This window comes from Rhodococcus sp. LMD (genome assembly GCF_056108245.1).
Window position 1 is genome coordinate 2,820,323 of sequence record NZ_CM148557.1, and the last position, 13,490, is coordinate 2,833,812.

Annotated in this window: 11 protein-coding genes and 1 pseudogene; 5 read left to right on the forward strand and 7 right to left on the reverse strand. The window is 65.2% G+C overall.

Annotated elements, in window-relative coordinates:
• The first annotated feature begins 91 nt into the window (after nt 1-91).
• From ACWPQI_RS12990 to ACWPQI_RS13000, 3 genes are all read left to right on the forward strand, one after another.
• Nucleotides 92-1,045, forward strand: coding sequence for a DNA cytosine methyltransferase (locus ACWPQI_RS12990; RefSeq protein WP_474738853.1), 954 nt, complete (start codon nt 92-94; stop codon nt 1,043-1,045).
• A 53-nt stretch (nt 1,046-1,098) separates the two neighbouring features.
• Nucleotides 1,099-1,824 (forward strand): HNH endonuclease, encoded by a 726-nt coding sequence (locus ACWPQI_RS12995; protein ID WP_474738367.1) that lies wholly within the window; start codon nt 1,099-1,101, stop codon nt 1,822-1,824.
• A 208-nt stretch (nt 1,825-2,032) separates the two neighbouring features.
• Nucleotides 2,033-2,830, forward strand: a complete 798-nt coding sequence (locus ACWPQI_RS13000; RefSeq protein ID WP_474738368.1) for an HNH endonuclease — start codon at nt 2,033-2,035, stop codon at nt 2,828-2,830.
• A gap of 516 nt (nt 2,831-3,346) precedes the next feature.
• Here the strand turns inward: ACWPQI_RS13000 and ACWPQI_RS13005 are convergent.
• From ACWPQI_RS13005 to istA, 4 genes are all read right to left on the reverse strand, one after another.
• The gene (locus ACWPQI_RS13005; protein ID WP_474738369.1) at nt 3,347-3,934 is read right to left on the reverse strand and encodes a recombinase family protein; all 588 of its coding nucleotides are present in this window, start codon (nt 3,932-3,934) and stop codon (nt 3,347-3,349) included.
• Between the two features lie 159 nt (nt 3,935-4,093).
• The gene (locus ACWPQI_RS13010; protein ID WP_474738370.1) at nt 4,094-4,708 is read right to left on the reverse strand and encodes a hypothetical protein; all 615 of its coding nucleotides are present in this window, start codon (nt 4,706-4,708) and stop codon (nt 4,094-4,096) included.
• A gap of 663 nt (nt 4,709-5,371) precedes the next feature.
• Nucleotides 5,372-6,160: an IS21-like element helper ATPase IstB gene (istB, locus tag ACWPQI_RS13015; protein ID WP_024101627.1), complete on the reverse strand. Its 789-nt coding sequence runs from the start codon at nt 6,158-6,160 to the stop codon at nt 5,372-5,374.
• Entirely contained in the window at nt 6,157-7,656 is a 1,500-nt protein-coding gene (istA, locus tag ACWPQI_RS13020; RefSeq protein WP_120282719.1) for an IS21 family transposase, read from the reverse strand. The genes istB and istA overlap by 4 nt, the downstream gene beginning before the upstream one ends.
• Nucleotides 7,657-7,996: 340 nt before the next feature.
• On the opposite strand from istA, the gene ACWPQI_RS13025 reads away from it, so the two are divergent.
• Nucleotides 7,997-8,572 carry a hypothetical protein gene (locus tag ACWPQI_RS13025; RefSeq protein WP_474738371.1) on the forward strand — a complete coding sequence of 192 codons (576 nt, stop codon included), beginning with the start codon at nt 7,997-7,999 and terminating at the stop codon, nt 8,570-8,572.
• Between the two features lie 51 nt (nt 8,573-8,623).
• Here ACWPQI_RS13025 and ACWPQI_RS13030 read toward each other — a convergent pair whose 3' ends face one another.
• The 3 genes from ACWPQI_RS13030 to ACWPQI_RS13040 form a co-directional block, all read right to left on the reverse strand.
• Complete coding sequence (locus ACWPQI_RS13030; RefSeq protein ID WP_474738372.1) at nt 8,624-9,349, reverse strand: GIY-YIG nuclease family protein; 726 nt, start codon at nt 9,347-9,349, stop codon at nt 8,624-8,626.
• Between the two features lie 1,272 nt (nt 9,350-10,621).
• Nucleotides 10,622-11,071 carry an HNH endonuclease gene (locus tag ACWPQI_RS13035; protein WP_474738373.1) on the reverse strand — a complete coding sequence of 150 codons (450 nt, stop codon included), beginning with the start codon at nt 11,069-11,071 and terminating at the stop codon, nt 10,622-10,624.
• Between the two features lie 693 nt (nt 11,072-11,764).
• Entirely contained in the window at nt 11,765-13,243 is a 1,479-nt protein-coding gene (locus tag ACWPQI_RS13040; protein ID WP_474738374.1) for a recombinase family protein, read from the reverse strand.
• 50 nt (nt 13,244-13,293) lie between these two features.
• Here ACWPQI_RS13040 and ACWPQI_RS13045 point away from each other — a divergent pair.
• Nucleotides 13,294-13,476: pseudogene (locus ACWPQI_RS13045) on the forward strand (MBL fold metallo-hydrolase); the annotation flags it as partial.
• Nucleotides 13,477-13,490 lie beyond the last annotated feature (14 nt).

Sequence of the window (13,490 nt, forward strand, 5' to 3'; positions counted from 1 at the left end):
CCCTGTAAATCACGATCGAGAGAAGGTGTCGGAGCCCCATGATCGACTCATCTCCAGACACGACGAGGAGACGACGTTGACATACACATCCGTGGAAGTTTGTGCCGGTGCTGGCGGCCAGGCTCTGGGACTCGAGAAGGCCGGGTTCGACCACCTCGCTTGCGTCGAGATCGACGAGGCGGCGTGCGAGACGCTCCGAATGAACCGGCCCGAGTGGGGTGTCATCGAGACCGACCTGCGCACCTGGGAGCCCGAAGCCCGCCTCAAGGGTGTCGATCTGCTCGCAGGCGGTGTTCCGTGCCCTCCGTTCAGTCTCGCGGGTAAGCAGCTCGGCGCTGCCGACGAGCGCGACCTCTTTCCGGAGATGGTGCGGCTGGCCCGGGAGCTCGAGCCCCGCGCAGTCATGATCGAGAACGTGCGGGGCATCCTGGCCAAGAAGTTCAACGAGTACCGCGACGAAGTCATCGCCGAGTTCGAGAACCTCGGTTACACCTACTGCGGGTGGGAGCTGTTCAACGCGGCAGACTTCGGCGTCCCTCAGGCACGACAGCGGGCAATCTTCGTGGCGATGCAGCCGGATGCGGCCGAGCACTTCGAATGGCCTGAGCCCAGCGCGCGCAGGGTCACCGTCGGCCAGGCGCTCCGGACGATGATGTCGAAGGGCGGCTGGGAGCTTGCGGCGGACTGGGCGAAGAGTGCCAACAACGTCGGGCCCGCCCTGGTGGGTGGAAGCAAAAAGCACGGAGGTCCGGACCTCGGACCGACCCGCGCCCGGGCAGCCTGGCGAGAGCTCGGAGTAAACGGCGGGAGCATCGCGGAGAATCCGCCGGAGCCCGGGTTCGTCGGGATGCCCCGACTCACCGTCGAGATGGCTGCGGTCGTCCAGGGCTTCCCGAAGAACTGGAAATTCAGCGGCAGGAAGACCGCTGCCTATCGGCAGGTGGGCAATGCCTTCCCGCCGCCAGTTGCGGAAGCTGTTGGCGTCTCGATCCGCAATGCGCTCGCAGAGGCAGACGCGCGGGACGGGAAGTCCGTCGTCGCATGACCGCTAGGCGGTATCCGGATCCTGCCTACGCTCCTGGCGGCACGCTCTGGTGGATGCTTGAGTTCGCCCCTGGGACTAAGCGTCCGTACGGGGCCGAGAGGAAGATTGCAGCCTGGCTGTTCTTCAACAAGGAAGTTGGCGACCGTTTCACCCTTCGCGAGCTGCGCGAAGCCGTGGGTAGCGAGAACCTCCCAAACGACCAGGAGCATTTCAACCGTCGGATGCGGGAGTTGCGCAAGCTCGGCTGGCGGCTGCCGTCCTCCCACGAGGACGCCCAGCTTCGCCATGACGAGTACCGAGTCCTCGCCAAGGGCTGGCACCCCGGCCAAGGACCCCGACCGAAGACCTCCGGCCGAATCGGGGGTGCGCTCCGTCGGCGAGTGCTTGAGCGGGACGGTCACCGATGTGTGATCTGCGGCGTCGCGAACGGCGAACCGTACCCTGACCCGCCTGAGGGCAACGCCGTGATGTCGATTGGCCACCGCATCCCGCAGGAACTCGGCGGCACCGACGATATCGACAATCTTCAGGTCGAGTGCAAGCGATGTAACGAGCCTGTACGCGAGGAAGCTGGGTTGCCGGAGACCCTCGACGAGGTCTATGCCGAAGTCAAGGGCCTCAAGCGAGCCGAGAAGGCAACCATGTTGCAGTGGCTCCGCAGCAACAGAAGGCTCCGGTCCAAGCTCGACGTCCTCTACGACCGGGCGCGACGGCTGAATCCTGGCGAGCGGAACGAGCTCATCGAGCGGCTCGAGCGCGCGACCGGGCCTGAGAGTTAAGAACTCCCAGAAGGATCTCTTCGCGTTCCCGGCATGGCGTTGTACGCCGGGAACGCGACAGACGTCTCAGCGTGCAGGCTTACTTTTCCGATGGGAAGCCGACTGCTTGGCCGTCTTCATCGATGGCGTACGGACCGCACCCCGGTGTATCGGGCTACGTCGGTCAATCAGGTGACACGCGATGCTGGCGTTGTGGCAGCCTCGTTGGATGAACGCGATCCTCCTGTGCTGGAATCCTCAGAAGTGGAATGGGTGGAACTACGACTCGTTCGCCCGCTCGGTGCGCGAGTGGGGTCCACGCCCATCCGACTGGTCCATCGCGAATCATCGGACAGGGATCGGGCCAGGCACGGAGGCCTGGTTCTTCAAACAGGGCGGCACCGATGCCAGTGGTCGGGGGATCCTGGGGCATGCGACGGTGACCGATATACGTCTCGACGAGGAGGATCCGAAGGATTCGGACAAGAGGTCGAACTTCGTCGACATCCTGTTCGACTGGCTCCTCCCCGAGTCCGAGCTCCTCGACGTGCCCACCCTGGAACATGCCGTTCCCGGCGTCCCCTGGCGGAAGATCTATCGGTCCGGAACGTCCATCGGCTCCGCGCAACTCCCTGCTCTACGCGCTCGGTGGGCCGAGCACGCTCAGGCGACTACCGAGGATGACGACGAAGAGGTTCCGGGCACGTACCCAGAAGGTGCGTCACGGACCGTGCAGGTCAACCGTTTCGAGCGCAGCCGCGAAGCGCGCAAGGCCTGCATCGCCCATCACGGCATCACCTGTAAAGCCTGCGGCCTGGATTTCCAGCGCCAGTACGGTCGCATCGGCGCTGGCTACATCCAAGTCCACCACATCGTGCCAATTTCGCAGATCGGTGAGAACTACCAGGTCGATCCGATTACCGATTTGGTACCGCTGTGCGCCAATTGCCATGTCATGGCACACCGACGCAAGCCCAACCCCTACACGGTTCCCGAACTCAGGAAACGCATCAGGCACCGCAGCTGATAGGCCGTAACGAATCGCTTGACGCGACGAGACTAAAGCCGCCGCAGCGGAAGGCGGCACAAGTGAGGATGCCACGGCCCCGCTCCGGGGCCGTGGCAGCAGCATCAGTTGACCTGGGGGGCAGTAAGGAACCCGTAGATATCGTCGAGTTCGGCCCCGACCTGGGCCTGCGCACCAGCAGGGTAAACGATCCAGTTCCCCACCGGGTCAATCAGGCTGTACCCAACCGACGTATATGCACCGGGGCGCTGGGCGTGAAGCACGTACCCGCGACGACCGGCCAAGGACCGAACGTCGGTGTGATTGATAGGCATGGCTGCTCCTTATGGAGATCGAAAACGATTCCGAACCCCTGCCCTGCCTTGCCATGCACTGGCCGGATCCGAGGGCGAATCAGGGCATCCCTACCGGCTCCACAAGCGTAGCTGCATATTTAGAGGATCAGCAACGGGCAGGACGTCTCGTCCCGCCGAGCACCCGGCTCTGCATCGCAACGAGATCCGAGCTCGACGCCGCCTACTTCGAAGGCTGCTCGGCGAACAGGCGGTACAGCGTCGCGCGGCTGACGCCGAGGAATTTCGCGATGTCCCTGCCAGTATGGCCGTCACTCTTCATCCGACGGGCGGTAGCGATCGCCTGAGCGTCGTCGACCTTGCGGGGACGACCGAATTTGGTGCCATTCTTCCGCGCGGCCTCGCGCTTGAGTGCACTCCGCTCTTTGGCGAGCTCACGCTCGAACTCGGCCATCGAGGCCAGCACTCCGATCACCATGCGTCCGGTTGCCGTCGACGAATCGATGCCATCCGAAGTCGACACAAGAGTGACGCCACGCTCCGTGAGGGCGCGCACGACCTCGAGGATGTGGAGCGTGTTGCGCCCGAGTCGGTCGAGTTTCCACACGACGACGGTGTCACCGTCGCGCACGTACTCGAGCATGGCGGCGAGCCCCGGCCGGTCGTCGCGGGCACCGGACATCTTGTCCTGGAAGATCTTGGTAACCCCGGCGGTGGCGAGAGCAGCCTCCTGCTGTTCAAGCGTCTGGGTCACGGTGGACACGCGGACGTACCCGATTCGGGTTCCTGTCGGGGCAACTGTCTCGCTCATGCACCCAGTGTGTCTCAAATAGTCCATCTCGGCAATATTGAGACAGATATTGTGAGACAAACTTTTGAGACATCTCGACCTGGGGAAAGCCCTTCCCGACAACCGCATGGTCCGGGTGTCTCATTCAGAACTGTTTCGAGACACCTCTACGGCCAACAACTACATCCAGCCCGCACGCTTCGCCGAAGAAAGAACTTCGTGGGCGAACTGCCGCAGGAGTGCAAAGTGGGCATTCTTCGGGTAGATCGTTACCCCTTGCTCGAACGGGGCCGGGCCACGGAAGGAAAGGGCCCCTGTGATACCGAGTGCATACTCGCCCGCCTGAAGAACCTCGTAATACTCTTCGAGCCTCGCATCGACATGTGCGCCACCGTCCTTGTCGGCCGCGCTCAGGATGATCCGCTTCCGGGTGTAGTCGACACCGTCGTGAACGAAAACTACCTCTCCATCCCACCACTCCTGCACGGGCACCTCACGGAAGTGATCACCAAGAAGCGCTGTCATCCGGATAGGGTCTGGCGATGCCAGATCGATCCGATGCCCTAGGTAGTCCCGCCAGTCTCCGAAGCCTCGCGAGGAGGAGAGCAGACTCTCCCCCTTCCGTCCGGTGTGAGTAAATAAGGACACACCCGACCTGGTGTCGTGCAGCAAGACGCGCAACGAGGTGGCCAATCGGATTGCTTCGACCTCGTCGCCGTTGTCGAAGAGCGTTGCGGAACTGTTCAGATACCGAAGCTGCTCGGCGAACTTGGTCTGGAAGCGTGACGATGACATTTACGCATTCTGACAAACGGGACGGCATGTTGCGCCGACCGCCAAATGACCATCTGGCCGACCCGTAGACGGCGGCGAGCGGGCCCTTCGCACCAGCCCGACGATAGCCCCTCGGAACGCGGTCCTCTCCAGTCGTCCCATGCTCACCCCGTACCGCCACCGCCGTCCGGGTTGAACCTGGGATCGGCGACTCCGCCGCCCAGGGTCGTGGCGAATCCATGCCGGGCGAGTAGAGCAGTATCGACGAGCACGCACGCGTCGCGTGCTGCCTGACTGGCTTTCTCGGCTGCGCGCAGGCACCGGCGGTCTCTCGAACTGATCCTGCCTGCCGTGCTCCGACCTCGACCTCGGACGACCTGCGCGGTCAGTGACACCACTCGCGCCGGAGGGCAACGGTAGCCACCGGGAGAACGAACCTCTCCGGTCGGCCCCATTCCCGCACTCGCGCCGCTGGGAAACGCCGGTCGTCCTGTCGTGTCCCCAGTCTGGCAGCTCGAACGGGCGTGGTCTGCCGCACAGGAGAACCGGGCGGATTCCGCGACGTCCTCGTCGCCCAGGAGAGGATCGCTTAGCCTTCGACGCACTTGAGTGTCAACGGCCATCGTGGTGTCCCCGCTCTTGGCCAGGTGGAAGTCCCCGCCTCGTGGGTGTTCGGGGTTGGGGTCAGGGGCGTTCACCTCGTTCGTGTCGGGCCTGGCGCATCCGGTAGGACTCACCGTCGGTGAGCACGACGGTGGCGTGGTGCAAGAGCCGGTCGAGGATGCCGGCGGCGGTGGTGTGTTCGGGCAGGAACCGGCCCCACTGCTCGAACGGCCAGTGCGAGGCGACCGCCAGGGATCGGCGTTCGTAGGCGCCGGCGACGAGTCGGAACAGCAACTGGGTGCCGGTGTCGTCCAGCGGCGCGAACCCGACCTCGTCGACGATGATCAGATCTGCCCGCAACAGCGTGTCGATGGTCTTGCCGACAGTGTTGTCGGCCAGGCCGCGGTAGAGGGCTTCGACGAGGTCGGCGGCGGTGAAATAGCGGACCTTGTGCCCGGCGTGCACGGCCGCGATCCCCAACCCGATCAGGGTGTGGGATTTTCCGGTACCCGGCGGGCCGACCAACGCCAGATTGGCGTGGGAACGAACCCATTCCAAACCGATCAGGTAGTCGAATGTGGCTTGTGGGATGGAGGACTCGGCGACGATAAAACTGTCGAGGGTCTTGGCGACGGGGAACGCGGCCGCTTTGAGTCGGGCGGCGATGTTGGAGGCGTCGCGGGCGGCCAACTCCGCTTCGATCAGGGTGCGCAGCACCTCCTCCGGAGTCCAGCGTTGGGTCTTGGCGGTCTGCAGGACCTCGGCGGCGGTGCGGCGGACGGTGGCGAGTTTGAGTCGGCGCAGACCGGCGTCGAGGTCGGCGGGCAACGCCGCGACCGCCGGCGGAACGGCGGTGCTCGAACTGCTCATCGTGCGGTCTCCTCTCGGGTGACGGCGTAGGCGTCGAGAGATCGGGTCGGGGCGGTCGGCAGGTCCAGCACCAGCGCCTCACCGCCGGGGCGGGGTTGGGGAACCCCGGCGCCGGCGTCGAGGATGGAACGGACGTCGTCGGCGCGGAACCGCCGGAACGCCACTGCCCGGGTCAGGGCGGCGAGCAGGGCATCGGTGCCGTGCGCGGCCTGCAGGTCCAGGAGCACCGCGAGTTCGGCGGGCAGGCGGGTGTTGGCGGCCGCGGCGGCGCCGACGAGGAACTGTTCGGCGACCGGACCGAGTGCGCAGAATCGTTTCTCGACTTCGGTTTTCGGTCGCGGACCACGACTGGGAGCCTGTCGTGGGGTCGGGTAGTGCTCGTCGAGGATCGACGCGGTGCCCGGGGCGGTGAGCGCGTGATCGGCGGCGACCTCCCCTGTGGCGGGGTCGGCGATCAGCAGTCGCCCCTCGCCGGCGGTGACGGTGACGGTGGCCCCGATCAGGCGGGTCGGCACCGAATAGCGGGCCGAGCCGAAGCGGATGCAGGAGAGCTTGTCGACCTTGCGGGTCACCGGTGGCGGCCCGATCTGCAGTCGCAGCGACGGCAGCGGCCCGAGCACGGCCTGTTCCTCGCGCAGGCGCTGGGCGGGGACCGCGTCGATCTCGGTGTGCACCCGGGTGTTGACCTCGATGCACCAGGCCTTCGCGGCGGCGTTCGCGGCGGCCAGGTCCACCGGTCGGCCGGACAGGTCGGCGTCGGTGAGCAGCGGGACGACCAGGTCGCGTTGGGCGTAGCCGACGAGGTGTTCGACGACGCCCTTCGATTCGGGGTCGGCGGCGTGGCAGAAGTCGGGACGGAACCCGTAGTGGGTGGCCATCCGCACGTAGTCCGGGGTCGGGACCACCACGTTCGCCACGACTGCGCCTTTGAGGCAGGCCATCCGGTCGGCCAGGACCTTGGTGGGCACCCCGCCGATCGCGGCGAGGGCCTCGGCGATCAGCGTCAAGGTGGTGGCGGCGCGTTCGTCGGTGGCGAAGGCGACGAACCGCCACCGTGAATACGCCAGCACCGCGCAGAACAGGTGCAGGCCGGCACCGAGGGTGGCCCAGTCGATGACCAGGTATTCACCCGGTGTCCACACGGCGGGGCGGCGACCGCGGTGATTGTTTTTGCGCCACTTGGTTTTCTCGTCGGCGACGAGGCGGCGGAAGTTGCGGTCCGAGCCGGTGTATCCGGCGGCCGCGGCGATGGGGAGCAGGCGTTTGGCGGAGATTCTGCCGCGGGACGAGGCGATGCGTTCTGCGACGATCTCGGTGACGGTGTCGTAGTTGCGGGGGCGGGGTTGTCGTGGGGGTGGGGTGTCGCCGGCTTCGAATCGTTCGATGACACGGCGGACGGTTTTGTGGGTGGTGCCGCACATCTCGGCGGCGCCTCGGTAGGTGCCGACCTCGCGGTAGGCGGAAATGATGTCCATGCGGTCCTTCGCAGACTTCAATGGAACTCCCTGGGCGGTGACAGGTGACTGGGTGGCACCTTCACCTTCACCGCTCAGGCCTGGTGTTCCGGTGGGAATCACGACGAACACGAGGCGGGGACTTTCATCTGGCCACCGGTGGGGACCGTTACTCGGCCACCAGTGGGGACTTTCTCATGGCCATGGACACTTGAGCGCCGGACTCGTACCCGCGTTCCGCCTGGCCGGACTAACCCGCCTGGCCTCTCGGAGGAAACCCCTACAAGCCGCCAATGAGCCTGGACAGGTGTGGGAGCGGCCCTGTCGGTGCCACGCCGTACCTTCGGCACGACGCTTCGCTCGATCCGATGAGAGGACCCCGGTGACGGACATCGACCGTTTGCGCTTCCTGTTCGAAGAACCCGAGGACCCGCCCCCGCCGGAACCCCTGCCGTCATTGATGCGACGACACGCGCTCGAAGGTGCTCGGGGAACGGGAGCCGCTCTAGTCGGTCTGGCGACGCTCAGCGGCGTCACCGTAGCCACGATCGTCGATGGCGAAGTCGGCCTTCCTGCTGTCCTCGCCGGGGTGCTGGTCCTCGTGAGTGGCTGGCTGGCGAGAACTTGGGTCTTGGCAGAACGCGAACTTCAACGTGAGCTATCGGCGAGCTCAGGTTTTCGGATTCGTGCCCGTCACTATGCGGGCTACTACGAGACGCCCGAGGGCGTCAAGGGGACCCTGCCGGGCTTCCAGTCACGCTTTCACGGCGGCAACGGCGGTCATGGAGGCGACGGGGGCAGCGTCGGGGGCAGCGGAACCGCCAACGGCGGAAATGGGGGTCACGGAGGCTGGCCCGGCGGCGGGGGCGGCGCGGGCGGCCGTGGCGGATTCGTCGGTGGCGACGGTTCCGCCGACGGCGGGCACGGCGGCAGCGGGACGTCTGGCTCTGATCGGTAACCGCTACCTGATAAGCCTCACCGAGCGATGTCGCTCAAGAGTGCTAGTGCGTCAATCATCGTCCGACACACCGGCTTCGTTCACCACCACCGTATCGAACCCCAAGGCCCGGGCGACCTCGTCGAGGAAGCGCGTGCTTGTGACGAACCACTCGCGTCCCGCTGTCCGCGCCACGCTCCGGTTGTGGTCCGCCGCCTCTAGGAGTCGGTGGAACGTTACTTCTGCCTGGGTCGCCGCTCCGGGTGCAGTCCTGTAGATGCGGAGGAGGATCGGCTCCTCCGGTAGCGCGGTAGTGCGGGTCTGGTTCCGGAAGCGCACGATGACGTCACTGTCGCTGCGGCCGACCTTCATCAAGGTGCGCCCGCTGTCTGGCTCGTACGGATGCAGAAGGTAGTGCGGCAAGGCGTAGACGTAGATGCCGACCTCGTTGCGAGCCTCGGCTTCCTCGGTCTGCGACTGCGCTTGCTGGACCTCGACGGACCGGGCCGACTCGTCGGTCGCGCGACGCTCAAGCTCGGCGAGGTTGTGCTCAAGGTACGTGATGCATTCGCTCGACCACTCCCCCGTCTTCAGCACGCTCCGGAACTTCCGCGCCACCTGCAACGCAACTGTCGGCGCAGTCGGTAAATCACCGTCGAGCAGGCTACGAATCTGGCGCTCGTGCATCCAGACGAAGGTCGAGGTCGAGACCTCGAGTTCCGAAGCGATCTCCTCAGCGCTCCGGTCAGCCTTCAACAGACGGTAGACCTCGCCGAGCCGCTTAGGGTCGCGTTCCAAGAACGCGACGAGCTCAGCACGAACCCCGGCTGAAGGCCGGATCGGACCGAGCTCTACACGGGTAGTTGTAGAACCACCCCCGGCTCCCGTGGCATCCTCCGGTACTGATCGCTCTGTCACTCACCGATCGTCGCACGAGACCGCTAGGCCGTTATTCCGATTCGTTGACGCGCTGGTGCCATCGGCATCCGCCCGCAGTGCGCCAGGTGCGCCAAGCTTCGTGGGACGAACGCAGTCCTCATGTGCTGGACCCCATGCGGTGGAACGAACGCATTATCTTGGCCTTGGTTGTCCTTCACTACACTTCTGGTGCACAACCACCCCCACGAGGACCTGCCCCCGGGTTGGTAGCCAACGGGTGTCACGCGCCTGCCCTGCAGGCTCGACGCGCAGAAGAGGATGCCGTCATGCACTGCCAGGGTGCTCGTCTTCTGCGCCCGACCAGTACGCACGCCAGCCGCCGCTACCTTCTTCCCGGTCATTTCCCTATGTGCCACAATCCCATCCCAGGCTACGTTGAGTCGACTTCACCCGAGTGGTGGCACATAGGGGGATTTCCCCGTGTATATGTGCCAAGCCCCTCAGGGTCAACCAAGCCGTAGATCGCCGCTTTTCCTTTTCCTTCCTCACCACGCCGACCGGGAGAGTGCTGCACCAGGAACCCCCGGTCGGTGAGTGCTTTGAGCGTCCTTGCTGCAGTTCGATGTGAAGTCCCTGCGTGTTTCGCAACCTCCCGACCGGGGCAGGTGACGCGCAGCATCCTCCGTCGCTCCGTTTCGCTCACCACATAGGCCATTACCGCCGACTCGATGGGACTCAGTTCGTCGACTCCACTTCCGAGACGGTCGCTCCACGCATACGCGCGCTCTACGGCATCAACCCGAAGGTCCTCGGGGGTCCGAAGACCGGTGTCGATGAGATTGGCGGCACCGGTCTCCCATGCCTTCCTGACCGCCCTGTATGCGCTGGGCATCGAAGATGTGCGACCGTCCCGGCGGAGCATCAGCTGTCCCCAAAGGCGGCTGGAGGGGGCGGTCACCTCCCTTAGGAACTCGGTCTCCGTCCAGCCTCGGCGGTGTGCGCTCATTGCGATCCGGACGTACACCCCCCACACCCGCCGGGTGTCGCGTGCCGCATGTTCCGGCAACCCTTGCGAAATGGCATCGACAGCCCAGCCAGGCAGGGCGGGATCGAGGGCGGTCCGTTCGGCCGAGTCATGGTCATCTGCTCGGGAGCGCGTCCAACCCGGCACGGTCCGTGCGCCTGCCGCGCTCACGACGCCGACCCACTGATAGGTGTTCGGCGAGAGCGCACTACAGCAATCATGTGCCGGTCGATCGCGAAGTACTTTCGCCGGTTACACCCGGCGCAGGCAGGCACGACGTTCTCGATCGTGTGGTGGCCTCCTGCGGCGACACAAAGAATGTGATCCAGCGTCTCGAAATCGCCCGTGTGGCAGTAGAAGCATCGATCGCCGTACTGCTCGACCACGTCTTCACGCGTAAAGGACTGGACCACCGCCACATACCCCTGCTTCAAACAGCGCCTGCGATAGTCCACCTCCCACGCCCGGCGGTGGTCGTACTCCGCTCGGCACAGGATGCACACCGACCGTCGTCCCTCTCGGCATGACCGGTCGATCGCCATCTCGTCCAAGCGCTTCGGTGCACGGCAGGAAGTGCAAACCCTGGGGGTAGGATGGATCGCGGTCCGGCTGACCATCTGATCCGCCTCGCTCGCAACGGGGCGGATTCTCCTTTTTTCCCTCACCTCCGCTCGCCTCCCGCTTGCGCGAAGAGGCTCCGGAGACGAGCCACTTGGGTGCTCGTGAGGGGCGGGGCCTTCTCGACCAGTTCACGGGCCCGTTCGGAGATCGAGCCGCCCAGATCTGCGGATGTTTCCTCGGATGCACTCATCGGGCACCGCCGACCAGCACAGCCCGGATACTTTCGATCTGCTCAGGCCTCAAGGGAGGCGAGACAGCGAGGACATCTGCAATGTGGGCACGTAACTGCAGTGTGACAAGCTCGCAGTGGGCGTCGACCACCCTCGGGTCGTCGACATCGAGATTCTTTTTCAGAGCGCCGTAGCGACCGGCCAGGCGGTGCAAGGATTTTGCCATCGAGACCTCACGACAGAGAAGCGGATTCTGTCGCACTCACGGCCTCGTGATGAGGAGAATGTCCGGCGCATCTCTTCAACGCGGTGTGCGGATGCCAGTTTCGATACCTGTGCCGCGCTCCCCGGGCTTGTGTGCCTGGCTGCCGAACCTGCCCACCCGGACGCTTGTAAGACCTAGTCTACCTGGCCAGTTAGGGGCTAGTGGGCTACAGGAAGATTTTGTCGACGATGTGCGGGCGGCGGCGATCGGTCCGAGCCCTGCAGCCGGAGGGGATCCGAGTCCGTCCGGCGGGGCTAGTGCGCCGACCAGGCGATTTCGACGCTTTCGGGCTTGAATCCGGGCCCGCCGCGCGCTTTGTGGATGATGACCTCCAGTTTGAGCGCCTCGAGCACCGCTCGTCGCTGAGAGACGGCGAGCGCGTTCCAGGCCTCGCGGGTGGCCGCCGAGTCGATCAGCTGGGTCAGCACAGGAGGCACCCCAGCCGCAGGCCGTGCGCGCCGCTCTGCGGCTTCGAGGAGCGGCCGGGTCTGTCCGGTGATGCGTTCGAAAGTTTCCCGGTCAATCTTGTCTTCGACGAACAGGTCCGCCGCTTCATTCAACTTGGCGCGGAGCCGTATAACGTCCTTCCGAGCCTGGTCGACCTCGGAGCCGTCGTCTGCCTGGAAGATCTCTGCAGCATCCGGTCGTGCCAGACGCTCGACAACGGTGGCGACCACCAACTCGTCCACCCATTCCTCCCGGCGACCGACGCATCCCCGTTCCTTGCAGACGTAGAGGCTCGTCTTCTTGCCTGGCGCTCCCTTACGGGACACCACGAGACCACCGCCGCAAGATCCGCACCGGCCGATACCGAAGGTGAGCAGGTGGGTACGCGCGGCGGCCCGCTGAGTTCGGCGCACAGGGTCGGTGAGCAGCTCCTTGACACGCTGGTGGTCGGCCTCGGCAACAATCGGGTCCCAGGCCCCTCGATAGGTCTCGACGGTCTTGGTTTTCCTTCCGCCGCGCCCCTCGACCTGCAGTCGGTGTGTCCTAACGCCGATATTGAGGTCGCGCAGCGCCAGCTTGCGAACCGACGACGGAATCCACTTCCCCCCGCGCGGAGCTGCAATCTCCTGTTCGTTCAGGCGCGCCGTTATTGCCCGCAGGGTCACCCCGGCGAGGAGATCCCCGACTATGCTCCGGACGATCGCTGCAGCCGCTTCGTCGACCTCGTCGCGCCAAGCGACCACACGTCCCTGCGCGTCGCGGTCGTAGACCCGGGTCCACCCGAAAGCACATGCACCGTTAGCCCGCCCCTCCTGGGCTCGCTGCTGCGCTGCTCGCGCGACTCGTTCGCTCTTGATCTCCGACTCGGCGGTGTCGAACGAGCCAAGCACGTCGGCGTACATCCGCCCCGCTGCGCTACTGAGATCGAGATCCGAACCCTTCACCAGCGCCACGTCGATCCGCGCCTTCCCGAGTTGCCCGATGGCAACGGCACGCTCTTGCCGGGAGCGCCACAACCGGGACAGCCCGTAGGTCACGATCACATCGATCTCACCGCTCAGCGCAGCGGCCATGAGAGCGTCGTACTGGGGCCTACCTTGGCCGCTGAACGCCGAGATGTCGTTGTCGGTGTATCGGGCGACCACTTCCCATCCGCGATTGACTGCGAGCTTCTCACAGTCTTCAACCTGTCGGGAAACACCTTCTTCCAACCCTCGGGGATCCTGCGAGATGCGGGCATAGATCGCCGCCCTTACTCGCTCCGAACTGGGCGTTCCATCAGCCACGGGCCGCTCCTTTGCTGTCCCGCGATATTACCCGTTACTGACCGTTAGGGTTCCCGGGTGGGCTGGGCAAGACCGCGGACGCCGAGAAGTTCGCCTCGCTGTACGACGACGTCGACACCAAGTTGTTCGGCCGCTTCGGTGACGACACGGTGATCTACCCCGGCCACGGCAAGGACACCACGCTCGGCGCGGAACGTCCCCATCTCGGGGAGTGGCGCGAACGGGGCTGGTGACCCGGTGAGCTGCG